Origin of the sequence: Streptomyces sp. NPDC090088 (assembly GCF_044747345.1) — a bacterium.
Classification (GTDB): domain Bacteria; phylum Actinomycetota; class Actinomycetes; order Streptomycetales; family Streptomycetaceae; genus Streptomyces.
The window spans coordinates 34,824-58,261 of sequence record NZ_JBIVDZ010000001.1; the positions used below are offsets into that span (position 1 = coordinate 34,824).

Sequence of the window (23,438 nt, forward strand, 5' to 3'; positions counted from 1 at the left end):
TATCGGGCCTCTCGTAAAAGCACATCCGCGGACCTCGCGAACGACGGACACCGGACGGCCGACTCCAACGAGTCGGCCGAACCCGTTGGGCGGATCGCCGCGCGGGCGTCCCGGCCGCGGCCGCCGCGGAGCGGCCGTGGCCGTCCCCGCCGCGGTGATGCTCGCGGTCGGACTCTGGGGACTGCGCCGCGGCGGGATGTGGCGCGACGAGGCCGTCACCTACCAGGTCGCCCGGCGCACGGTGCCGCAGATCTGGCGGCTGCTGCACGAGGTCGACGCCGTGCACGGCCTGTACTACCTGCTGATGCACATCGTCCTCGGTGCCGCCCCCGGCCGCCCGGGCGAGGTCGACCTCCGGCTGCCCTCGGTGTGCGCGGCCGCCGTCACCGCGGGCCTGGTGGCCGCACTCGGCACCCGCCTGGCCCGGCCGCGCGTCGGCCTGTGGGCCGGACTGATGTACGCGCTCACCCCGCTGGTCGGCCACTACGCGCAGGAGGGCCGCTCCTACGCCCTGGTCGCCGCGGGCGCGACCGGAGCGACGCTGCTCCTCGTACGGGCGGCGGAACGGGGCGGGCGGCGGGCCTGGTGCTGGTACGGCGCCGTCCTCGGACTGACCTGCTGGCTGCACGAGTTCGCCGTCCTGCTGCTGCTCGCGCACGCGGGAACTCTGGCACTGGCCCGTTCGTCGGGAAGGGTGTGGCGGGGGTGGGGCTGCGCGGCCGGGGGCGTGGCGCTGTCGCTGCTGCCGATGGTCGTCGCCTCGCACAGGCAGTCGGCCCAGGTCGCGTGGTTGCGGGAGCCGGACGTGGAGACCGCGCAGGAGTTGCTGCGCCAGTACCTCGGACCGACCGACGGGGTGTACTGGGCGTGCCTGGCGCTGGGGCTGCTCGGGCTGACCCGGCTGGTGGGCCGGCGCGGTGAACTGACCCTCGCGGCGGTCGCGCTGCCGCTCGCCGTGCTGCCGCCGGTGGTGCTGATGCTGGCCTCGCAGCTCACACCGCTGTACGTCGACCGCTATGTGCTGTACGCGCTCGCCGGTGCGCCCCTGCTGGTGGCACTGGGCGCGGACCGGGTCGCCGGGCTGTCGGGCCGGCTCTGGACGCACGGCACGGCGACGGTGTCCCGGTCGCCCGCGTTCACCCTGGCCGGGGTGCTGGCACTCGTCCTCGCCTTCACCCACCAGCTTCCGCTGCTGCGACACGACCGGGTCGCGGGCACCCGGCCCGACGACCTCGGCGCGGTCGCGGAGGCGGCGGCGCGGGCGCTGCGGCCGGGCGACCCGGTGCTGTACCTGCCGGCGCACGCGCGCGGGACGCAGCTCGCCTATCCGGCCGACTTCAGGACCACGTGGGACGTCGCCCTGGCCGAGCCGGGGCCGGCCTCGGGGACGTTGTACGGGCACGAGGTGGGGGCCGGGACGCTGCGGCGGCGGTTGGCCGGGGTGGATCAGGTGTGGGCGGTGGTGGAGAAGTACGCGCTGGTGAGCGGGTACCGGCCGCGGTTGTCGACGGAGCGGGCGAAAGTGGCCGTGCTGAACCAGCAGTTCGTCTTGCGGGAGGAGATCGTGGTGGATCGGGTCGCGCTGCGGTTGTATGTGCGGCCGATCCGGGGGGAGGAGGGTCGCATGTGATCTGCGGCCGGTGGGGGCTGGTCGCGCCCACGCGGCGGCAGCCGCATATCGATACAGCCCCGCGCCCCTAGGGGGCGTCCGCTGCCGCCGCGTCCAGTGTGCCCGTCAGCTGGTCCAGGCGGGCCTTGAGGTCGCGGATCTCGTCGACGTCGAAGCCTGTCGCCGCGACGATGCGGCGGGGCACCTCCAGCGCCCGCTCGCGCAGCGCGTCGCCCTTCTCCGTGAGCCGGATCTCCACCGAGCGCTCGTCGCGGGCGCTGCGCTCCCGGTGGACCAGGCCCGCCGTCTCCAGGCGCTTGAGCAGCGGGGAGAGGGTGCCGGAGTCCAGCCGCAGGTGTTCGCCGAGCTTCTTGACCGGCAGGTCGCCCTGCTCCCACAGCACCAGCATCACCAGGTACTGGGGGTAGGTGAGCCCGAGGTCCTTGAGGATCACGCGGTAGACGCCGTTGAAGGCGCGGGACGCGGCGTGCAGGGAGAAGCAGATCTGGCGGTCCAGATGGAGCCACTCCGACTCGGGGGCGGGGGCGGGGGCTGGGGTCGGGGTCGTCGCGGTCATGGCTCAATCGTAGCTCTTGCGAGCCATTCAGTTGTACGCAACTTAATTGTGTGCTCTACTTGTGGTCGTGAGGGCGGCCGGAACAGGGCCGCCGGAACGCCGAACCAGCGAATTTCGAGAGGGATGGTCTTCCATGGACGCGCTCTACACCGCAGCCGCCACCGCCACCGGCCGGGAGGGACGGGCGGTCAGCTCGGACGGGCAGCTGGACCTCGCGCTCGCGTTCCCGCCGGCGCTCGGCGGCAACGGCCAGGGCACCAACCCCGAGCAGCTCTTCGCCGCCGGTTACGCCGCCTGTTTCGCCAGCGCCCTGGGTGCCATCGGCCGCCAGGCCAAGGTCGACACCGGTGAGATCTCCGTGACCGCCGAGGTCGGCATCGGCAAGGACGAGTCCGACGGCGGCTTCGCGCTCAAGGTCACCCTGCGCGTCGAGCTTCCCGAGGAGCTCGCCAACGAGACCGGCGAGAAGCTGGTCCACCAGGCCCACGAGTTCTGCCCCTACTCCAAGGCCACCAAGGGCAACATCCCGGTCGAGCTCATCGTCGAGTAGTCGGCCGAGCCGCCACCGGTACCTCCCTCGTACGGGTGAGCCGCGCGAGCACCTCCCCGGTCCGCCGGCTCCAGTCCACGACCACCGCCCCCGCGGGCAGCCGCTCCTGCCGTGTCAGCAGCAGCCAGCGCGCCCGGGGGCGGTGGTCGTGGCCGTCGTCCAGTTCGATGCCGTACCCGGGGAGCAGACGGACGGCGTAGTAGGCGTCCGTGCGCACAGGCTCGCCGGGCCCGATGTGCCGGGCCGCCCAGTCGTACGACGGCCAGCGCGGCGGCTGGACGAAGCCGACCGGGTCCACCGAACGCGGGACCACCGCCCCGGCCTGCGCGGCCAGAAAGCCCAGGCAGGCCCCGCCCGCCGCGGCCCAGCCGAGCGCCCGCCGCCACCCCGGCCAGGGCCGTTCCGCCGCCAGCTCCACGGCGAGCGCGCACTGCGGTGCCAGCAGCGCCGGCCCGAGCAGCTCGCCCAAGCCGTGTCGGCCGTATACCGCGAGCAGAGACTCCAGAGCGAACAGCAGTACGAGCGGATCGCGCCAAGCCGCAAGCCACGCAGCCCGCCGCCGCACCACTCGCTCCCTCGCCGCCCGCCCCCGCATCGCCTGCCCGGCCGCCCGCCGCGCCCGCAGCCACAGCGCCGGCACCCCGATCAGCGCCAGCCAGCACTGGGGGATCACCCCCTCGTACGACCCGTACGACCCGTAAGCCCGCGGCAGCACACCCGCGTGCATCCCCAGGACGACCACCCCGGCCGCCACCCCGCCCAACACCCCCCACCGCCACCGCACCGCGCCCCGCCACCCCCGCTGCCACCCCGCCACGAAGGCCACCGCCCCGGCTGCCGCGCCGACGCCGATCACCGGGTCGATCAGCGCCACCGTCCCGTACAGCGCCCCGAGCACCGCGTATCCGGAGAGGCTGCGCAGCCCGCTCGGGCCGACGTAGCGCACCCGGCGCAGGTCGCGGGAGCGGGCGCCGGTCAGGGCCCAGGCCCAGAACGTGAGGCCGAGGGCGAGCGCGGACGGGTAGCCGAGGCTCCCGGTCAGCGGCAGCAGGGCCAGCGAGCCGGCGCCGGGAGCCGGTTCCGTGCCGCACAGCACGGCCAGGAAGGCCAGGGCCAGCACCGGTGCCCAGGGGCGCGGGGTGAGCACCCGGACCAGCCGGCCCAGGCCCGTCAGCAGCACCAGCAGATGGACCGGGCCGCAGACGCGCAGCAGCTGCCATCCCGTCAGTCCGGTCAGCCGGGCGAGCGCGCCCTGGGCGAGCACGTACGGCGACACCGCGGCGTCCGTGAGACCGGCCCGCAGCCGTTCCACCGCCGCCGCGTGCTGCCCGGCCTCGCAGCACGGCGGCACCCGCCAGTACGCCAGCGTCATCAGCAGCCAGAACAGCAGGCCGAAGACCTGGTACGGGGTGAGTCTGCGGACCCGGCCGCCCCGCAGGGCGGTGGAGCCGCCGGTGGCGCGCCGGACCAGGGCGCCGGTGCTCACCGGAGGGAACGGACAGGTCGGACCATTTGCCGAGCCTTCCCGCCCGCCCCGCCGGCTTTGCCGACCTTCACCTGATCGGGTGAGGCCGGTAACCGAGTGAAGCGGGTCATCGGGCGATGCCGGTCATCGGGTGAAGCGGTCATCGGGTGATGCCGACGGCCCGGGGAGTGCCCTGCGCCGGCACCGCCGCCCCCCGCCGCACCAGCGGTTCGAGCAGCAGCGGCACCCCCACCACCGGCAGCAGCCAGGCCAGGACGATCAGCCGGTCGCCGCCGATGGTGATGTCGGGATGGGCGGCCTGGGTGAGGATCCCGGTGCCCGCCGCCGCCAGCAGGAAGATCCCGAAGGCCGGCCGCCGCCGCGCACCCCGCGCCCCGGCCGCCAGTGCGACGAGGAACAGCGGTGCGGTCAGCTGCCGGCGCAGCCACTCCACCCAGAAGTCCCACTCCAGATGGAGGAACTCCCGCCATGGGTGGACCCGGTCCGGATGGGTGTAGTGGCTGGTCAGCAGGTCCTGCACGCTCTCCGCCTCGGAGGGGTAGCGCAGCAGCCGTACCAGCAGCAGCGTGCCCGCGACCGCCGCGCACCCCGCCGCCGCGATCACCGTGACCCCGCGCCCGGGCGGCCGCCCGTGCCGGCGCCGCCACAGCGCGACCGCCGCACCGGCCCCGGCCAGGCACACCCCGAGGAACAGCGCCTGCGAGTGCTTCACCGCGTACAGCGCGAGCAGGGCGCCCGCCACCAGTGCCGTGCCCGCCCGGACCCGCCCGGTGAGGGCCAGCGCGCACCCCCACAGGGCGGTCAGGGTCAGCGCCAGCAGCAGGCCCTCGGTCATCGGTCGCATCGCGGTCGTGCCGACCGGCAGGGCGAAGTACAGGGCCTGCCCGGTCAGCGCGAGCGGCACCGGCACCGACACCGTCCGCAGGACCCGGAAGACCAGCACCCCGCCCGCCACCGTGACCAGCACACTCGCCAGCCACACCCCCCAGGTCACCCCGAGCACGGTGACGAACGGCAGCAGGAACACCGGATAGCCGGGGCGCACCTCGAAGATGGCCCGCAGCCGGGGGCCGACGAACGGCACGATGTGCCCGTCCGTCTGCCCGGCGTCCAACCGCCGGTCCACGCGCCGCAGTTCGCTGTCCCAGCAGTCCGCGAACACCCGTCCCGCCGGGCTCGGCGCATGGAAGCGCACCACGTCCACGCGCTGCGCGCGTTCCGCCGCCGACGCCTCACCGGCGCACGCCCAGTCGACCGTCTCGGCCGCCGCCCGCCGTTCGCCCGCCCCGCCCAGGGCCAGCGCGTACGACACGTAGTTCTTGGAGTCGGGTGTGTCCCGGCCGGTCACGTCGCCGAGCTGGCACAGCGCGAACACGGCGGCCAGCAGCAACACCCAGGCGCGCGGCCCCATGCGCGGCCTCATGTCGACGCCGGCAGGCGGTGGCCCGAGGCCGGTTCCGGCAGCCGTACGCCGTCGGCGGGCATCGGCTCGCCGAGCAGCAGCGTCCGTACGACCCGTTCGGCGGCCCGTCCGTCGTCGAATTCGCAGAACCGGGACCGGAAGTCGGCCCGCAGCCGCGCGGACTCCTCGTCCCGCCAGCCGCCCGAGGCGAACAGCCACGCCAGCTCCCGGTAGGAGTGGGACACATGGCCCGGTGCCTCGGCGGTGACATCGAGATAGGCGCCCCGGCTCGCGGTGAAGGTGGCCCAGTCGTCGGCGTGCACCACGATCGGGCGGTCCAGGCTGGCGTAGTCGAACATGAGGGAGGAGTAGTCGGTGACCAGGACGTCCGCGGCCAGCATGACCTGCGCGGCGTGCGGTTCGGCGGTCGCGTCGACCACGATCCCGCGCCGGTGCAGCTCGGCCAGGCCCAGGCCGCGCGCGGGCCCGGTCACCAGGGACGGATGCAGCCGGACCACGAGGGTGTGGCCCGCGCCGAGGTCGGCCGCGAACCGGGTCAGGTCGATCCGCTCGACGTGCCCGCCGCGGACGTAGTCGCGGCGGGTCGGGGCATAGAGCACGACCGTGTGGTCGGCGGGGATGCCGTGCCGGTCCCGGAAGTCCGACCGGCCGCCCCTGACCAGCACGTCGTTGCGCGGGCTGCCGGTGCGGGCGGAGGCGAAGTGGCAGGGGTAGGCCCGCTCCCAGACCAGCTCCGAGTGGCGGTTGGCGACCAGGCTGTGGTCCCAGCGGTCGGCCCGGCGCAGCATCTGCGGCACGTCGAAGCCGAGCCGGGCGCCGGGCTTGCCCAGCAGGTCGGCGCCCAGGTACTTCAGCGGGGTGCCCCGGTGGGTGTGGACGTGCACGCTGCCGGGGCGTTTGACCAGCGCGCCCGGCCAGTTGACGTCGTTGACGAAGAACTTCGCCCGGGCGGTGAGCCGGTGGTAGTCCGGGGAGTCCAGCAGTACGTGCTCCACGTCCGCCGGCAGCCCGGCCGCCACCTCCGCGTCCTTCGCCACCCACACTCCGCGCAGGTGCGGGGCGATCTCCCGGGCCTTGTCGTACACGGCCACCGGGTCGCCCAGCAGGCCCTGGTGCGAGGACGCCGAGTACAGGACCAGGTCCTCGTCCAGGCCGCGCAGGGCGCGCAGTCCGGTGAGCGCGCGCCGGGCCGGTGCCCCCGCCGTCCGCCGTACCCGCCGCGCCTGCCGGCCGCCCTCCCGGCCGAGCCGTCCGGCCCGCTGCCGCAGCAGGTACGCCGGGTACGTGCCGCCCAGCACCCCCAAGTCGGCCCCCTCGGGCCGGAACGCCCGGTACAGCTCCGCCGTCCGCCGGAAGAACTCGGCCTTGGCGGCGGGCGGCAGCCGGTCCGGCTTGGCGAGGATGTCCAGGCAGTGCTCGCCCATCTTCCGGTGCAGATACGGCCGCCAGTGCGCCAGTTCGGGGCGGGAGTCGAGGAAGGCGAAGACCCGCCGGTACTGGTCGAGGACGTCGAAGTGCTTGCGGCTGGTGGTGGAGAGGATGTTGCCCTGGCGGCGCTGGCGGTAGTTCAGGCAGATCCGGTCGAGGGTGGCGATGCGGGCGGCGCCGAGCAGGACCGGGAAGGTCCAGGGGGTGTCCTCGTAGTAGCCCGGCGGGAAGCGGAAGCCGTTCTCCTCGACGAAGTCCCGCCGGTAGACCTTGTTCCACACCACCATCAACAGGTCCAGGATCGCGGGGTGTTCGTCCGCCGTGAACACCTCCGAGGTCGCGCCGAGGACCTCCGCGAGCGCGTTGCGGCGCGTGCCGCCCCACCAGTAGGTGCGGGCGTAGTCGAAGACCAGCACGTCCGGGTCGCCGGTCTCCGCCAGCCGGTCGGCGATCGCGCCCAGCGCGCCCGGCGTGAGGGTGTCGTCACTGTCGAGGAAGAAGACGAAGTCCCCGGTGGCGTAGGGCAGTCCGGCGTTGCGGGCGCGGCCGAGACCGACGTTCTCCGGCAGGTGCAGGACCTTCACTCGCGGGTCGCGGGCCGCGTACTCGTCGAGGATCGCGCCGCAGCCGTCCGGGGAGCGGTCGTCGACGGCGATCACCTCGATGTCGTGGAAGGACTGCTCCAGGACCGAGTCGAGGCACTCGCGCAGGAAGCCCTGCACCTGGAAACAGGGGACGATCAGACTGAGTCGGGGCACGGTCAGCTCCTGACGAGGGTCGCGGCCGGGGCGGGCAGGCGTTCGGCGAGCGGGATCACCGCCGGGACCGCCTCCGGCGGCCGGCCCAGGAACACCCGCCGTACCACCCGCTCGGCGGCCAGCCCGTCGTCGAACTGGCAGAAGCGGGTACGGAATTCGGCCCGCAGCCGCTTGGACTCCGGGCCCGCCCAGGAGCCGTCGCGGAAGATCCGGGCCAGTTCCTCCGGGGTGCGGGCGACCGGGCCCGGCGGCTCGGCCATCAGGTCGAAGCAGACGCCCCGGGTCTGCCGGTAGACCTCCCAGTCGTCGGCGTACACGACGATCGGCCGGTCCAGGTTGGCGTAGTCGAACATGATGGAGGAGTAGTCGGTGATCAGCGCGTCCGCCGCGAGGCACACGTCCTCGGCCGAGCGGTGCGCGGTGACGTCGATGACCCGGCCGCCGCCCGCCCGCCGCCCCCGGTCGTAGAAGTAGTGCGCGCGCAGCAGGACGACGACGTTCTCGCCGGCCGCCGCGCAGAACGCCTCCAGGTCCAGGCCCGGTTCGAAGCCGGTGTGGTGGTCGCGGTGGGTGGGGGCGTACAGGACGGCCGTCTTCCCGTCCGGGACGCCCAGTGCGCGCCGGACGCGGACCACGTCGTGGGCGGTGGCCGTGTAGTAGACGTCGTTGCGCGGATAGCCGTACTCCAGCGTCCGGTACGAGCCGGGGAAGGCGCGCTCCCAGGTCTGGGTGGAGTGGCGGTTGGCGGAGAGGTTGAAGTCCCAGCGGTCGACCCGGCCGAGCAGCTTGCCGAAGCTGCCGGTCTGCGCGGCGACCACCGGGTACGTGGACTGGTCGACGCCCATCCGCTTCAGCGGGGTGCCGTGCTGGGTCTGCAGGTGCACGCTGCCCGGCCGTTTGACGACTCCCTCGGCGAAGTTGGCGTTGTTCACCAGGTACTTGGCGCGGGCCAGCACCTGCCAGTAACGGCGGCTGCCGATCACCGCGTACTCGACGTCCTCGGGCACGGTGTGTTCCTGGCCGGCCTCGACCAGGAACACCGACCGGATGTGCGGGGCGAGCACGCGGGCCACGGCGTGGATCGCGGCCGGATTGCAGACATAGCCGCGCCCCCAGTACGCGCAGTACACGGCGAGGTTCGCATCCAGCGGGCGGCGCAGGTCGAGGGCGTAGCGCAGCCGGGTGAGCGGCAGCCGCGGGCGGGGCAGCCGCCCGGCCGCCCGGGCCGCCGTCCGGTTGGCGCCGCGCAGCGCCCGGAACGCCGTGTACGCGCCCGCCGCGAGGAGCCGGTGCTGGATCCCGAGGCTCCCGCCGGGCAGCCGGAACCCGGCCGGCCGGTGCCTGCGGTGCAGCCGGCCCGCCCGCCGGAAGAAGCCGCGGTGCCCGGACGGCAGCCGGTCCGGCCGCGCGGCCGTCTTCAGCACCACCCCGAAGAGCTGCTCGAACAGCGGCCGCGCCCGCTCGCCGGGCAGCGCGGCGGCCCGCTCCAGCACCAGCTCCACCTGGTCGAGGAGGTCCCGCTGGTGCGGCCCCGGCAGATTCAGCCGGCTGCCCTGCCGGCGCGGCCGGTGCCGTACGACCACCGAGCGCAGCACCGCGAGACGGGAGGCGGCGATGCCGGTCAGCCCACCCCAGCCGAGGTCCGTGAAGTGGCCGTCGGGAAAGAGCAGCCGCTGGTCCGTGAGGAACGCCCGGCGGTAGGCCGCGCTCCACGCGGGCAGTGCCACGCCGGTCAGCGCCGGTGCCCGGTCCGGGGCGAATCCGCCCGGCGGGGTGACCGCCAGCAGCGGCGCCGCCGGGTTGGTCGGCTCGCCCTCCCACCAGGGCGTCCGCTCGTGTTCGAAGTACAGGACGTCCACGTCGCCGGTCTCGGTGAGCCGTGCGTCGAGCGCCGCGAGGGCACCCGGGACCAGCGTGTCGTCGCCGTCGAGGAAGAGCAGATACGTGCCGTTCGCCGCCCGCAGTCCCGTGTTGCGGGCCCCGCTCAGCCCGGCGGACGGCGGTGAGTGCACCGGGGCGACCCGGGAGTCGCGCTCGGCGTAACCGGCGGCGACCGAGGCGGCCGGGGCGTCGGGCGCGTCGCAGACCGGGATCAGCTCCAGGTCGCCGAAGGACTGGGCGAGGACCGAGTCCAGTGCCTGGGACAGCCGGCCGGCGACCCCGTGGGACGGGACGATGATGCTGAAGCGGGGCATGCTGCTCTTTCTCAGGTGTCCATGCGGCCCGGCCTCCCCGTGGGTCGCCAGGTGGACGGCCGGGACGGAGTGGGCCGCGAGGTGTTGGGGGGCATGAGGAGACTCCCTGGAAGGCAAACGGTGTTCAGCGGCCCTCGGTGACGGGCAGATGGCCGGAAGGTTGCGGAACGGTGGCCAACGGGGAGTGTGCGAGCCCCGCGGCGGCCGAGGGGACGGGGTGGCGTTCGGCGAGCGGGATGACCTCCGGCAGCCCGGCCGGCTCGCCGAGCACCACATGCCGTACGACCCGCTCGGCGGCGCGTCCGTCGTCGTACCGGCAGAACCGCTCGCGGAAGGCGGCCCGCAGCTGGGCGGAGCGGGAGCCGCGCCAGTGGCCGCTGGCGAAGATGTCGATCAGCTCGTCCTCGGTGCGGGCGACCGCGCCGGGCGGGCCGGAGCGCAGGTCGAAGTAGGTGCCGCGGGCCGCGTGGTAGGCGTCCCAGTCCTCGGTGTGCACGACGATCGGCCGGTCCAGGTTGGCGTAGTCGAACATGATCGACGAGTAGTCGGTGATCAGGGCGTCGGAGGCCAGGCAGAGCGACTCCACGCCGGGGTGGTCGCTGACGTCGATCACCCGGCCCCCGGATCCGAGCGGGCCGCCGTGCCAGTAGTGGGCGCGGGCCAGGACCACGAAGCGCGGGCCGAGCCGGCGCGTGATCCGGTCCAGGTCGAGGGCGGGGCGCTGGGTGCGCCGGTAGTCGCGGTGGGTGGGCGCGTAGAGGAGGGCGACGGCGCCCTCGGGGACGCCCAGCGACTCCCGGATCCGGGCCACGTCGGCCGAGCTGGCCTGCTGGAAGACGTCGTTGCGCGGATAGCCGTATTCGAGGGTGGTGTAACCGCCGGGGTAGACCCGCTCCCAGGTCAGGGTGGTGTGGCGGTTGGCGGAGAGCAGGTAGTCCCACTTGCCGACGCCCCGCAGGAGTTCCTCGAAGTCCAGGTCGGCGGCGGCCGCCGGGTGTTCCTGGAGGTCGAGGCCCATGTGCTTGAGCGGGGTGCCGTGCTGGGTCTGCACGAACACCTGGCCGGGGCGCTTGCGCAGCCGGCGGTCGAAGTTGACGTTGTTCACCAGGTACTTGGAGCGGGCCAGCGCCGTCCAGTAGGCGAAGCTGCCCGGGCGCAGCCGGCGCGGGCCCGGCGGGACCGTGTGCTGGTGCTCGGGGCGGGCGATCCAGGCGGTGCGGATGTGCGGGGCGTGGCTGCGGAACGCGGCCTCCAGCGCACCCGGGTTGCAGCCGTGGCCGCGGTTCCAGTAGGCGGCGAACACCGCGCGGTCGGCGCGCAGCGGAAGGCGCAGCTGGACCCGGTAGTGCAGCTGGAGGAGGGCCGAGCGCAGGCCGCGGAGGGACTTGACGCCCGCCTTGACCGCGCGGCGGCGCACGGACATCGCCAGCTGGAGGGCGCGGTAGGTGCGGTGCAGACCGTGGTGGACGAGGGCGTGGCGGATACGGGTGCGGAAGGGGACGGGGGCGCCCTTGGTCCGGTGGCGGCGGCAGTGGGCGCGGGCCGTGCGCAGGAACTCGGCGCGGGCGCCCTTCGGGAGCCGGTCCCGGCGGGTGAACACCGTCGAGAAGTGGTCGATCATGCGGCGGAACAGCACCGGCCGCCAGAGCGCGAGTTCGGGCCGCCCGTCGAGGAACGCGAAGACCCGGTCGTACTGGTCGAAGATGTCGAAGTGCCGGCGGCTGGTCGTGCCGAGGATGCTGCCCCGCCGCTGCCGGTAGTGGACGCACACCCGGTCGAGGGTGGCGATCGACCCGGCGGTCATCAGGACCGGGTAGGTCCAGGGGGTGTCCTCGTAGTAGCCGGGCGGGAAGCGGAAGCCGTGCTCCTCGACGAACTCCCGCCGGTACGCCTTGTTCCAGGCCACCATCAGCACCCGGAGCAGACCCGGCCGGTCCTCCAGCCGGAAGGGCGCGGGACCCTGCTCGGTCAGCTGCGACGCGAGCTTGTCGCGCTCCGCGCGGCCGGTCCAGAACGTCCGCGCGTAGTCGTACACGAGGACGTCCGGCTCGCCGGTCTCCTTGATCCGGTCGGCGATCGCACGCAACGCGTCGGGGGTCAGGGTGTCGTCGCCGTCCAGGAAGAGCAGGTAGTCGCCGCGCGCCTGCGCCGTCCCGGCGTTGCGGGCGCCGCCCAGGCCCTGGTTCTCCGGCAGGTGCACGGGCCGGACGCGCGCGTCGCGGGCCGCGTACTCGTCGATGATCGTGCCGCAGGCGTCCGGCGAGCGGTCGTCCACGGCGATCAGTTCGAGATCGGGGTACGACTGCGAGAGCACCGAGTCCAGGCACTCGGGCAGATACGCCTGGACCTGGTACGCGGGGACGATGACACTGAACCTGGGCAAGGGGCATCCATGGGTCGGTCGGCGCGGGCGTTCTGCCCGGGAACGGCCAATGGAGTGATGCGGTTACGGTTCGTTACGTCATGTGAGTGACTGTGCGTGAGTGGCTGAGGGCGAGCCGATGGCCGACTCGCCCTCTTTCGATGCCTCTTGTGGGGTTATTTGACCGCGCCCGCCATCACCCCGGTCACGAACTGCCGCTGGAACGCGAAGAACACGGCCAGCGGGATCACCATCGAGATGAAGGCGCCGGGGGCCAGCACGTCCACGTTGTTGCCGAACTGGCGGACCTGGGTCTGCAGCGCGACCGTGATCGGCTGCGTCCCGGACTTGGTGAACACCAGCGCCACCAGCATGTCGTTCCACACCCACAGGAACTGGAAGATGCCCAGGCTCGCGATCGCCGGCCCGCCGAGCGGCATCACGACCCGTGCGAACAGCCGCAGTTCGCCGGCGCCGTCCAGCCGGGCCGCCTCCAGCAGCTCGCGCGGGATCTCCGCGAAGAAGTTCCGCAGCAGGAACACCGCGAACGGCAGCCCGAAGCCGACATGGAACAGGACCACCCCGAGGATCGTCCCGAACAGGCCGATCTTGCCGAAGAGTTCCGCGATCGGGATCAGCGCCACCTGCACGGGCACCACCAGCAGACTGACCACGATCAGGAACCACCAGTCCCGGCCCGGGAACTCCATCCACGCGAACGCGTAACCGGCCAGCGCTCCGATGACCACCACCAGGACCGTCGCCGGGACGGTGATCAGGACGGTGTTCCAGAGGGAGCCGGTGATGTCACCGTTCTCCAGGAGCTTCTGGTAGCTGTCGAAGGTGAGCTGGGACGGCTTGCTGAAGACGGTCCACCAGCCGCTCGCGCTCATGTCCTCCGGGGAGCGCAGGGAGGAGGCGAGCAGACCGATCGTCGGGACCAGCCAGAACAGCGCGACGACGATGAGGAAGACCCGGACCAGACCGCTGTTGAGCTTCTCCAGCACCCAGCTCATCGCCGCTCCTCCCGCCGCAGCCTGCGCACGTTGAACCACATCACCGGGATCACCAGGAGGAGCAGGAACACCGCGATGGCGCTGGCGATGCCCGGCTGGCCCTCCGAGAAGCCCTTGCGGTACAGCTCCAGGGCGAGCACGTTCGCGTCGTCCTGCGAGGAGCCCGGCGCGATGATGTACACGAGGTCGAAGACCTTCAGCACGTTGATCATCAGGGTGACGGTGACGACCGCGAGGACCGGTGCCAGCAGCGGCACGGTGACCTTGCGGAACACCTGCCACTCGGTGGCCCCGTCGACGCGCGCCGCCTCCAGGAGCTCCCGGGGGACACCCGCCAGTCCGGCCGCGATCAGCACCATCGCGAAGCCCGCCCACATCCAGATGTACGACCCGATGATGGCGGGCGTGACGAGGGACGGGCCGAGCCAGTCGACTCCGTTGTAGGGCTGCTTGAAGTTGCTCGCGGGCAGTCGGAGCTGAGCCCCGTCGGCGGCGGCCGGGAGCGTGAAGGTGCCGTCGCCCGCCGCCTTCGCCGTGGCCACCACCTTGCCGTCCTTGACCGCCTCGATACGCATACCGGAGTAGCCGAGCTCGGACGGGTCGGGGGCGCCGAGTCTCCCGACGCCCTTGCCGCGGGTGAAGTCCTGCCAGGTGGTGCCGGTGATCTTCCCCGGCTCGGCCCGCGCCGCCACGGCCTTCTTGACGCCGTCGGGCATCTGGTCGGGAGCGACACCGACGAGCGGAAGGGTGACCGTCTGGCCGGTGTGGACGGTGGCCGCGGTGATGAAGCCGCCGCCGTCCGCCTTCAGGGGCGACTCTCGGCCCGGGTGGGCGTTCGGGAACGCCGAGGACTGGGCGAAGGTGTCGTGGACGCCGACCCAGACCGCGTTGGCGACGCCCTTGTCCGGGTCCTGGTCGTAGACCAGCCGGAAGATGATGCCGGCGGCCAGCATCGAGATCGCCATCGGCATGAAGACGACCAGCTTGAACGCCGTTCCCCAGCGCACCCGTTCGGTCAGCACCGCGAAGATCAGGCCGAGGGCGGTGGAGACCGTCGGCGCGAACACCACCCAGATGATGTTGTTCTTCAGGGCGGTGCGGATCCCGTCGTCCGTGAAGATCGCCTTGTAGTTGTCGAAGCCGGCGAAACCGTCGCCGTTCGCGTTGTAGAAACTGCGGATCAGCGAGTACCCGATCGGGTAGACCACGAGCGCGCCGAGCAGCACCAGGGCGGGCAGGAGAAAGAGAGCCGCCACGGTTCTGCGGGTGCCGGTCACGCTCCTGCGGCGGCCCGGTGGAGCGGGGGCCGTCGTCGTGGGTGCGGCCATCGCCGGGTCAGCTTCCGCTGCCGTAGGCGGCCGCCGCGTCCTTCTCCAGCTTCGCCTGGGTGCCCGCTACGTCCTTCGGGTTCTGCAGGAAGTCCTGCAGGTCCTTCCACTCGCCCTTGCCCGGGGTGCCGCCGAACGCCTGCGGGGCCTGGTCGGACATGTCGAAGCGGAAGTCGTCGCCGGAGGCGATCAGGGACTTGGCGATCGTGCGCTGCACCTCGTTCGGGTAAGCCGAGTTCGGCACGTTCTTGTTCGGCGAGAGATAGCCGCCGAGCTTCGCCTGGATCGTCGCCGCGTCCGGGGAGGCCAGGAACTTCGCCAGCGCCTGGGCGCCCTTGGAGTCCTTGAAGATCACCGCCGCGTCACCGCCGGAGACCACCGGCGCCGTCGAGCCCACCGTCGGGAACGGGAACACCTTGGCGTCCGTGCCCACCTTCGCCTTGGTCTCACCGATGTTGACCTGCACGAAGTCGCCCTCGTAGACCATCGCCGCCTTCGGCTGGTCGCCGCCGGTGAAGGTCTGGGTGACCGAGGCCGGGAACTCCGTCTGCAGCGCGCCGGACGCGCCGCCCGCGAGGTACCCCTTCTTGCCCCAGACCTGGGCGAGCGTGGTCAGCGCCTGCTTGACGCTCGGGTCCGTCCACTTGATCTTGTGCTGGGCGAGCTGGTCGTACTTCTCCGGGCCCGCCTGGGAGAGGTACACGTTCTCGAACCAGTCGGTCAGCGTCCAGCCGTCCGCGCCGCCCACCGAGAACGGGGTGACGCCCGAGTCGTACACCGCCTGCGCCGTCGTCAGCAGGTCCTGCCAGGTCTTGGGCTCCTGGGCGCCCGCGTTCTCGAAGACCTTGGCGTTGTACCAGATCAGCGACTTGTTGGCGGCCTTGTAGTAGACGCCGTACTGCTTGCCGCCGACCTTGCCGATGTCCTGCCAGCCCTGCGAGTAGTTCTTCTGCACCTCGGAGAGCGTGTCGGCGCTCAGCGGCTTCGCCCAGCCCTTCTGCACGGCCTGCTTGATCGCGCCCGGCTGCGGCAGCAGCGCGATGTCCGGCGGCTGGCCGCCCGCGATCTTCGAGCCGAGGAAGTTGATGATCGGGTCCTGCGCGGGCACGAAGGTGACCTTCGCACCGGTGCGCTTCTCGAACTCCGCGAGCACCTGCTTGAAGTTCTTCTGCTCCTGCCCGGTCCACACGGCGGCCACCTCAAGGGTGGTGCCGTCGAGTTTCGGGAGGGCGAGGGTGGCACCAGGGGTGCTGGCGCTGCTCGTCGCGCCGTTGTCGTCCTTCTTGTCGTTGCTTCCGCACGCACTGAGCGCGAGGGCCCCCGCGAGAAGCGCGGCGAGTGTGGTGACGGCCCTGCCTGTCCGGATGGTGCTGCTGTTACCGCGCATCACTTCCCCGTTCGTCGTTCCTCGTTGAACGTCAGAACTCTGTCCCGTGCGCTCCGGTCTACGCGGGGGCCGCCTGCGCGGCAAGGGTGCCTACGGGTGAGGGCGGGGGATCGTGATCGCGTTGTGATCAGTGACCCCGCTCACAAAAGCGAAGGAACCTCCGCCGCGGAAACCTCCTTCGCCGCCCGCTCCACCGCGCTCGCCAGCAGCGCCAGGTCGGTCGGGCCGTTGCCCAGCTCCCGGACCGGGCGGCGGGCCGGCGGATCGCCCATGCGCTGCCAGTCGAGGGGCACGACGGTGGGGCGCTGGGTCGCGGTGCGGGGGATACGGCCGGTGACGCGGCCCGCCTGGAAGGCGGTGGCGCGGCCGTCGGGGGTGGCCAGACGGCCGCGGCCGGGGGCCGGTTCGTCGGGGCCCGCGGACGGCGGGTCCAGGGTGACACGCAAGGTGGCCTGCCGTGCCGGTTCCGTCTCCGCCGTACGGCCGCCCGTGCCGGACGCCGCGATCAGGTGGACGCCCAGCCGGTCGCCCTCCTTCGCCACCGCCTCCAGCGCCCGCATCACGGAACCGGCGGCCGGGCGGCCCGGGGAACCGAGGGCGGGGGAGACCAGGGCGTCCAGGTCGTCGACCACGACCACCAGCCGGGGCAGCGGCGGGGGCGCCTCGGTGCGCTGCCGGGCGGCGGCACCGGCCGAGGGGCGCAGCCGGAGCGTCGAGCTGGGCGGGGCTTCTATGTCCCCGGCGCCCGCGGCGGTGCCGCGCGTGCGCTGGGGGACGATACGGCCCGAGATCTCCCGGTGTCCGTGCCAGTCGGCGAAGTCGGAGCGGCCCAGCAGCTCGGCCCGCCGCTTCAGCTCGGCGCTCAGCGACTGCGCGAACTCCCGCATCCGCACCGGGTCGTTGGCGGTGAGGTGGGTGGTGACGTGCGGTATGTCCGTGCAGACCCGCAGGCCCTCGCCGTGCCCGGCGCCGGTGCCGTCGCGGCCGTCGATCAGGACGATCCCGAGCCGGTCGGGGCGCTCGGCGGCGGCCAGCGAGGCGACCATCGCCCGCAGCAGCTCCGTACGGCCGCTGCCGGACGGCCCCTCGATCAGCAGATGCGGTCCCTCGGTGACCAGGTCCGCGGTGAGCGGGCCGCGCGGACCGGCGCCGAGCACCGCGCGGGCCCGGCCGCCCAGCGACTCGGTGTCGTCGGCCGCGTCCGCCCAGCGGGCCATCAGCGAGGCCGGGGTGGCCCGGGCCAGCCCCAGCTCGTCCAGCAGCCGGGCGGACTGGGGGAGCGGGGCGGCCACGCGCGCGTGCCGGTCGCCGGCCGGGCCGTCGGGGCGCAGCGGTGCCAGGGCCCTCGCGAACCGCTCCGCCCAGGCGGGGGAGACCGCGTCCACCGCGGCGAGGGTGCCGGGGCCGACGGGGCCGCCGGAAACCCGCATGAGGTGCAGTGCCGTCGCCACGTCCCCGCTGAGCAGGGCCACGGCCCCGCACTCCCGGAACGTCGGCGTCACCGCGCACGCCTCCTCGTAGGTCCGGTCGACCGGGGAGGTGGGCGAGGCGGGGGCCGTCTCCGCCAGACAGAGCACATGCACCCCGGCGCGCGGTCCGGCGACCGTCAGCCGCGCCACCGCGTCGCGCAGGGCCGAACCGCCGGGATCGCCGTCCACGACGACGATCGTGTACGGCCCCGGGAAGCCGCCCCTGCCGTCCTCGGCGAGGGCGTCGCGGGCCCAGGACGGGCGGTGGGCGGTGTCGGCGGGCGGGGCGTCCGCCGCCGTACCGGACAGGTCGGGGCGGTCGGACGGGGTTGCCGGCCGGCGGGGGGCGGACAGGTCCTCCACCCGCCGCAGCAGCTCCTCCACCCGGGCCGCCGCCTGTTCACGGTCGTAGGCCAGCAGCAGACGGCAGTCCTGGCCATGGCCCGGACGGACGTGCGGGAGCCAGCCGAGCCAGGACCACTCGGCGGTGCGCTCCTCCAGGGGGCGGGCCCGGTCCGCGCTGATCAGGACGATCTCCAGCAGGTCGGGCGAGTGCAGCGCGGTGAGCTGGGCCAGCACCGCGCGGGTGAGGCCGGCGAGGCGGGTGCGCGGGCCCGCGAGGCCGAGTGCTCCGGCCTCGCGCAGGTCGGCGGTGACCGGCACGGCGGGGAGCAGTCCCGAGCCGTCGGGTGTCGGGCGGTCCGCCGTGCCGAGCCGGACCGTGAGCGCCTCGGGGTGGGCGGGGCCGCGCTCCCAGAGCCGGGGGCCGGGACCGAGCACGGTCAGCAGGAGTGCGGCGGGGTCGGGCCAGGTGTCGGGCTGGGCGGCCGGGGTCTCGGGGGACGCGGCCATGTCCTCGGCGGACGTGGTCTCGCCGTCGGCGGCCGACGGGGTTTCACCGCGACCGCCGGCCAGCCGCCGCGCCCAGGCCCCGAGGCCGCCGCGCCTGCGGGCGCCGGGCAGCGCGGGGGCGTCGGTGCCGCGGAGGGGGGTGCCTTTGCGCCGGCCGGGGTGGGCGGGGCCGTCGGCGGACGTGTCGTCGGCCGGGTGTCCGGTGGCGGCGGCACCGTCGGTCGGGTGTCCGGCCGAGGAGGCGCTGCCTGACCGGTGTCCGGTCGCCGGGGCGGAGGCCGTGGGCCCGGTGGATCCGGGGGCGCCCGTGGTGCCGGTGGTCGTCGTGGAGCGGGGGCCCGGGCCGCCGAGGACTCCGGCGTGCCCGGCGTGGGTGTCGCCGTAGGCGTGTGCGGGGCCGGAGCCGGCGCGCGGGCCGGGCAGCCCGCCGTGGCTCCCGGCCGCCTCGCCGGCCGACGGCGACGCGTCCGCGCGCCCGGCCGCCGGGAATCCGTCGGGGTACCCGGCGCGCGGCGACCCGACACCGCTCCCCGCCGCCGGTCCGCTTCCGTGCCCGGCCTGCGGCACCCCGCCACCGCGCCCGTCGGACGGCAGCCCGCCCCGGCTCTCGATCCGCGGCGCCTCGCCCTGCGCGGGCACGACCGCCGGCTCGGCCGGGCCGTACCCCTGGCCGCCCGCCGCTCCGCCCGCGGCACCCCAGCCCGCCGCCGCCGTGCCGTAGGCGTGATGGGTGCGGCCCGCCGGTGCCGTCACGGCGGCGGCGTCGGCGGAGCCGTCACCGTCCGGCCCTTCGCCGTCCGTGAGCACCCGTACGCAGCCCTCGCCGTCGGGCGCCGTGCCCACCCGGGCCCCCGGTCCCCCGGACGGGGTAAGCCGCAGGGCCGATTCCCCGATGCGCAGGAGCGCTCCCGCGGTGAGGCGGACCGGGCGGTCGGTGACGCGGGTGCCGTCCAGAGTGGTGCCGTTGGTGGAGTTCAGGTCGGCGACCGCGACCCGGCCGTCGGCGGCGACGGTGACCGCGCAGTGCAGCCGGGAGACGTCCGGGTCGTCGAGCGGGACGTCGGCGTCGGCGGAGCGGCCGATGGTGATCTGGCCGCCGTGCAGCAGATGGACACCGCCCGCGTCGGGGCCGGCGATCACATGCAGCTGGGTCGGGGCGTCGTCCAGCTCGGGATGCGGCTCGGGGGCGGCGGGCGCGCCCAGGGACAGCACGGCGCCGTCGACCAGCGGGGGCTCGCCCAGGATGCGGCGGCGGGCGTCCAGCCGCTCCACCCCGGCGTACAGCACGACCGGGGCGCCGCTCGGCTCACGGCCGCCCAGGCTGCCGTCCCCGGTGACGGCAGCGGCCAGCGCCGACGCCACCGCGGCCAGGTCGGTGCCCGCCGGGGCCGTCACCAGCACGTCGCGGCTCACGGCCCGGCCCCGCTGCGCGGCAGGGCCCAGCGGGTCTACGACGGTCAGCCGGATCTGCATCGCCGTCAGCGGTCCCTTCTGCGCGGGCGCGGACATCCCCCCACCACCACTAGCGCGTCGGCCAGTTCTGCTGTCGCACGCATCCTCGCACCTGCCACTGACAACACGCCCACGACCCGATGGTAAGTGATCTTGATTGGTCAGCTCTGCCCCCAAAAGTGCCTGACCAATACCGCGCGGACGATCACTTGAGATCGGTCACGTCCGGCCTCGGCAACCACCGGAGCGAAGCGAGCGTCTTTCCATCGAACACGTGCGGGAACGTCTACGTATGGGGATACGTCCGGAACGCTTACCGGCCGCCTACAGAGCGGGGGAAAGCACAGCCGGACGACAGCCCGGTGCCAGGCGACACGGCACTACAGTGGGTCGGACACGAGGTTGGACACAGGGTTCGGACAGACCAGCAAGCAGCAGGGAGCGGATGACGTGCGGCCGGTAGGCAGCAAGTACCTCCTGGAGGAGCCGCTAGGACGCGGCGCCACCGGTACCGTCTGGCGTGCCCGCCAGCGGGAGACCGCGGGCGCCGAGGCGGCCGTGCCCGGCCAGCCCGGTGAGACCGTCGCGATCAAGGTCCTCAAGGAAGAGCTCGCGAACGACCCCGACATCGTGATGCGCTTCCTGCGGGAGCGTTCCGTCCTGCTCCGGCTGACCCACCCGAACATCGTCCGGGTCCGCGACCTGGTCGTCGAGGGCGATCTCCTCGCCCTGGTCATGGACCTCGTCGACGGCCCCGACCTGCACCGCTACCTGCGGGAGAACGGCCCCTTCACCCCCGTCGCCGCCGCGCTGCTCACCGCCCAGGTCGCCGACGCGCTCGCCGCCAGCCACGCCGACGGCGTCGTGCACCGAGACCTGAAGCCCGCCAACGTGCTGCTCCAGCAGTACAACGGCCAGATGCACCCGATGCTGACCGACTTCGGCATCGCGCGCCTCGCCGACTCCCCGGGCCTGACCCGCACCCACGAGTTCGTCGGCACGCCCGCGTACATCGCGCCGGAGTCCGCCGAGGGCCGCCCGCAGACCTCCGCCGTCGACATCTACGGCGCCGGCATCCTGCTGTACGAGCTGGTCACCGGCCGCCCGCCGTTCTCCGGCGGCAGCGCCCTGGAGGTCCTCCACCAGCACCTCAGCGCCGAACCCCGCCGCCCCTCGACGGTCCCCGACCCGCTGTGGACGGTCATAGAGCGCTGCCTGCGCAAGAACCCCGACGACCGGCCCAGCGCCGAGAACCTCGCGCGCGGGCTGCGGGTCGTCGCCGAGGGCGTCGGCGTGCACGCGAACTCCGCGCAGATCGCGGCGGCCGAGGGCGTCGGCGCGCTGCTCGCCCCCGACCCGGCGCCGGCCGCCGTACCGGGTGCGGCCGATCCCACCCAGGTGCTGCCGAACACGGGCGTCGGCGCGGGGGCGTACGACCCGAACGCCGCGACCAGCGTGCTGCCGCACACCGGTGGCCCGATGGGCGCCGCCGACCCGACCGCCGTCCTGCCGAACACCGGTGCCGCCGACCCGACGGCCGTGCTGCCGCCGATGCCCCAGGGCCAGCCGGGCGGCCAGCAGCAGCCGGAGCAGCCGCACCCCTGGCAGACCCAGCTCCGCGCGGCCCGCGACCGCAACGAGCAGACGCAGGTCCAGTACCTCGACCCGAACGACGACCCGCTGCGCCGCCGCCCGCAGCGGCAGGTGGCCCGGCCGCAGCAGCAGCCGCAGCGTCAGGCCCCGCAGCAGCAGCCGGTACGCCGGCCGCAGCCCCGCGGCCAGGGCGGACAGGGCGGTTACGGGCAGCAGCCCGCCGGTTACGGCCAGCAGCAGCCCGGCGGGTACGGCCACCAGCCGCAGCAGTACGCCCCGCAGCAGCAGCCGCAGCAGCGTTACGCGCCCCCGGCCGAACCGCAGCGCGCCCCGCGCGAGCCCCGGCAGCGCAGCGCCAACCCGATGAAGATCCCCGGCCTGGGCTGCCTCAAGGGCTGTCTGTTCATGGTCGTCGTCCTGTTCGTCGCGGGCTGGCTGATCTGGGACCTGACCCCGGTGCACACCTGGGTCGGGCAGGGCCGCGGCTACTGGCACCAGCTGAGCGACTGGGCGGGCACGGTCAGCAGCTGGATCGGCGACCTGGGCAACGGCGGCGGCTCCGGCAACTGATCGCGAGTTTGGGGATTTGTCGACACCTGGCGGGTGATTTCCGCCTCCGTGGTGAAGGTTGGCTCTTCGGACGCGTACTTTTATCGGCAACACGCGTCGGTAGGAGCAGTCTTGGCACGGAAGATCGGCAGCCGGTACACCGCGAACCAGATCCTTGGGCGGGGCAGCGCCGGCACGGTGTGGCTGGGCGAGGGGCCCGAGGGGCCCGTCGCCATCAAGCTGCTGCGCGAGGATCTCGCGTCCGACGAGGAGCTGGTGGGCCGCTTCGTACAGGAGCGCACGGCGCTGCTGGGCCTGGAGCACCCCCATGTCGTGTCCGTCCGTGACCTGGTCGTCGACGGCAACGACCTGGCCCTCGTCATGGACCTGGTCCGCGGCACGGACCTGCGCACCCGCCTGGAGCGGGAGCGGCGGCTCGCCCCCGAGGCGGCCGTCGCCATCGTCGCCGACGTCGCGGACGGGCTGGCGGCGGCGCACGCGGCGGGCGTGGTCCACCGGGACGTGAAGCCCGAGAACGTCCTCCTCGACATGCAGGGCCCGCTGGGCCCCGGCGGCTCCCACCCGGCCCTGCTGACCGACTTCGGCGTCGCGAAGCTGATCGACTCCCCGAAGCGCACCCGCGCGACGAAGATCATCGGTACGCCGGACTACCTGGCCCCCGAGATCGTCGAGGGCCTGCCGCCGCGCGCCTCGGTGGACATCTACGCGCTCGCGACCGTCCTGTACGAGCTCCTCGCGGGCTTCACCCCCTTCGGCGGCGGCCACCCGGGCGCGGTTCTGCGCCGCCACGTCACCGAGACGGTCGTCCCCCTCCCCGGCATCCCCGAGGAGCTCTGGCAGCTGCTCGTGCAGTGCCTGGCGAAGGCGCCGGCCTCCCGGCTGCGGGCGTCCGAGCTGGCCGCGCGGCTGCGGGAGCAGCTGCCGACGCTGGCGGGGATGCCGCCGCTGGACGTCGACGAGCCGGAGACGGAGACGCCGGAGGAGGCCGAGGAGACGGCGGCCGCCGCACCGGCCGCGGACGAGCAGCGGGTACGACGCCGGGGGGCCGTCCCCCTGGTGCCGGGAGCCAAGCCGGACTCCAACCGGGACACGCACACGTCGATGCGGGTGCCCGCGGCGGACGAGCTGGCGGGCGGCGCCCGGGGCACCGCCCGCGCGCCGAGGGCCTCGGGAGCGCCGCGGCCGGGGTCGGCCCGGCACCGGGTCGCCGCGCGGCGACGCAAGGTGACGTTCGCGGTGGCCGGGGTGGTGGTCGCGGCGGTGGTCGGGGTCGGGGCCTGGCTGGCGTCGTCGTCCGGTTCCGACGACTCCCCTTCGCAGGAGACGCACAGCACGTCGACGCCGTGAGAGCAGGCCGCCACGGGGCTCCGCCCCGGACCCCGG

Annotated in this window: 14 protein-coding genes; 4 read left to right on the forward strand and 10 right to left on the reverse strand. The window is 73.9% G+C overall.

Annotated features, from left to right (window positions below; genetic code table 11):
• The first annotated feature begins 136 nt into the window (after positions 1-136).
• The gene (locus ACIPSJ_RS00135) at positions 137-1,630 is read left to right on the forward strand and encodes a glycosyltransferase family 39 protein (protein ID WP_401342276.1); all 1,494 of its coding nucleotides are present in this window, start codon (positions 137-139) and stop codon (positions 1,628-1,630) included.
• Between the two features lie 67 nt (positions 1,631-1,697).
• On the opposite strand, the gene ACIPSJ_RS00140 is transcribed toward ACIPSJ_RS00135, so the two are convergent.
• Positions 1,698-2,186, reverse strand: coding sequence for a MarR family winged helix-turn-helix transcriptional regulator (locus ACIPSJ_RS00140; RefSeq protein WP_401342278.1), 489 nt, complete (start codon positions 2,184-2,186; stop codon positions 1,698-1,700).
• A 133-nt stretch (positions 2,187-2,319) separates the two neighbouring features.
• Here ACIPSJ_RS00140 and ACIPSJ_RS00145 point away from each other — a divergent pair, with 133 nt between their 5' ends.
• Positions 2,320-2,736, forward strand: a complete 417-nt coding sequence (locus ACIPSJ_RS00145; RefSeq protein ID WP_359221015.1) for an organic hydroperoxide resistance protein — start codon at positions 2,320-2,322, stop codon at positions 2,734-2,736.
• Here the strand turns inward: ACIPSJ_RS00145 and ACIPSJ_RS00150 are convergent.
• From ACIPSJ_RS00150 to ACIPSJ_RS00190, 9 genes are all read right to left on the reverse strand, one after another.
• Positions 2,723-4,222 carry a hypothetical protein gene (locus ACIPSJ_RS00150; protein ID WP_401342280.1) on the reverse strand — a complete coding sequence of 500 codons (1,500 nt, stop codon included), beginning with the start codon at positions 4,220-4,222 and terminating at the stop codon, positions 2,723-2,725. The two genes, ACIPSJ_RS00145 and ACIPSJ_RS00150, sit on opposite strands and share 14 nt — an antisense overlap.
• A 139-nt stretch (positions 4,223-4,361) precedes the next feature.
• On the reverse strand, positions 4,362-5,633 hold the full coding sequence (locus tag ACIPSJ_RS00155) for a hypothetical protein (protein ID WP_401342282.1): 1,272 nt from the start codon (positions 5,631-5,633) through the stop codon (positions 4,362-4,364).
• An 8-nt stretch (positions 5,634-5,641) separates the two neighbouring features.
• Positions 5,642-7,831 (reverse strand): CDP-glycerol glycerophosphotransferase family protein, encoded by a 2,190-nt coding sequence (locus tag ACIPSJ_RS00160; protein WP_401342284.1) that lies wholly within the window; start codon positions 7,829-7,831, stop codon positions 5,642-5,644.
• A gap of 2 nt (positions 7,832-7,833) precedes the next feature.
• On the reverse strand, positions 7,834-10,026 hold the full coding sequence (locus tag ACIPSJ_RS00165; protein ID WP_401342286.1) for a CDP-glycerol glycerophosphotransferase family protein: 2,193 nt from the start codon (positions 10,024-10,026) through the stop codon (positions 7,834-7,836).
• 124 nt (positions 10,027-10,150) lie between these two features.
• Positions 10,151-12,409 carry a CDP-glycerol glycerophosphotransferase family protein gene (locus ACIPSJ_RS00170; protein WP_401342287.1) on the reverse strand — a complete coding sequence of 753 codons (2,259 nt, stop codon included), beginning with the start codon at positions 12,407-12,409 and terminating at the stop codon, positions 10,151-10,153.
• 155 nt (positions 12,410-12,564) lie between these two features.
• On the reverse strand, positions 12,565-13,404 hold the full coding sequence (locus tag ACIPSJ_RS00175) for a carbohydrate ABC transporter permease (RefSeq protein ID WP_401342288.1): 840 nt from the start codon (positions 13,402-13,404) through the stop codon (positions 12,565-12,567).
• On the reverse strand, positions 13,401-14,732 hold the full coding sequence (locus ACIPSJ_RS00180) for a carbohydrate ABC transporter permease (protein WP_401342290.1): 1,332 nt from the start codon (positions 14,730-14,732) through the stop codon (positions 13,401-13,403). Before ACIPSJ_RS00180 ends, ACIPSJ_RS00175 begins: the two co-directional genes overlap by 4 nt.
• Before the next feature lie 7 nt (positions 14,733-14,739).
• A complete protein-coding gene (locus ACIPSJ_RS00185; RefSeq protein WP_359220999.1) occupies positions 14,740-16,119 on the reverse strand; it encodes an ABC transporter substrate-binding protein in 1,380 nt (459 codons plus the stop codon).
• Positions 16,120-16,259: 140 nt separating this feature from the next.
• Complete coding sequence (locus ACIPSJ_RS00190) at positions 16,260-19,913, reverse strand: FHA domain-containing protein (RefSeq protein ID WP_401344508.1); 3,654 nt, start codon at positions 19,911-19,913, stop codon at positions 16,260-16,262.
• Positions 19,914-20,342: 429 nt separating this feature from the next.
• Between ACIPSJ_RS00190 and ACIPSJ_RS00195 the strand changes: the two genes are divergently transcribed.
• Both ACIPSJ_RS00195 and ACIPSJ_RS00200 read left to right on the forward strand, forming a co-directional pair.
• Positions 20,343-22,055, forward strand: a complete 1,713-nt coding sequence (locus ACIPSJ_RS00195; RefSeq protein ID WP_401342292.1) for a serine/threonine-protein kinase — start codon at positions 20,343-20,345, stop codon at positions 22,053-22,055.
• Positions 22,056-22,166: 111 nt separating this feature from the next.
• Positions 22,167-23,402 carry a serine/threonine-protein kinase gene (locus ACIPSJ_RS00200; RefSeq protein ID WP_401342294.1) on the forward strand — a complete coding sequence of 412 codons (1,236 nt, stop codon included), beginning with the start codon at positions 22,167-22,169 and terminating at the stop codon, positions 23,400-23,402.
• Positions 23,403-23,438 lie beyond the last annotated feature (36 nt).

What these genes read in the sequence shown, in the direction of transcription:
- ACIPSJ_RS00140 (WP_401342278.1), bottom strand. Translation starts at nt 2,186, where the DNA reads ATGACCGCGACGACCCCGACCCCAGCCCCCGCCCCCGCCCCCGAGTCG.
- ACIPSJ_RS00145 (WP_359221015.1), top strand. Translation starts at nt 2,320, where the DNA reads ATGGACGCGCTCTACACCGCAGCCGCCACCGCCACCGGCCGGGAGGGA.
- ACIPSJ_RS00155 (WP_401342282.1), bottom strand. Translation starts at nt 5,633, where the DNA reads ATGGGGCCGCGCGCCTGGGTGTTGCTGCTGGCCGCCGTGTTCGCGCTG.
- ACIPSJ_RS00165 (WP_401342286.1), bottom strand. Translation starts at nt 10,026, where the DNA reads ATGCCCCGCTTCAGCATCATCGTCCCGTCCCACGGGGTCGCCGGCCGG.
- ACIPSJ_RS00175 (WP_401342288.1), bottom strand. Translation starts at nt 13,404, where the DNA reads ATGAGCTGGGTGCTGGAGAAGCTCAACAGCGGTCTGGTCCGGGTCTTC.
- ACIPSJ_RS00180 (WP_401342290.1), bottom strand. Translation starts at nt 14,732, where the DNA reads ATGGCCGCACCCACGACGACGGCCCCCGCTCCACCGGGCCGCCGCAGG.
- ACIPSJ_RS00185 (WP_359220999.1), bottom strand. Translation starts at nt 16,119, where the DNA reads ATGCGCGGTAACAGCAGCACCATCCGGACAGGCAGGGCCGTCACCACA.
- ACIPSJ_RS00190 (WP_401344508.1), bottom strand. Translation starts at nt 19,913, where the DNA reads ATGCAGATCCGGCTGACCGTCGTAGACCCGCTGGGCCCTGCCGCGCAG.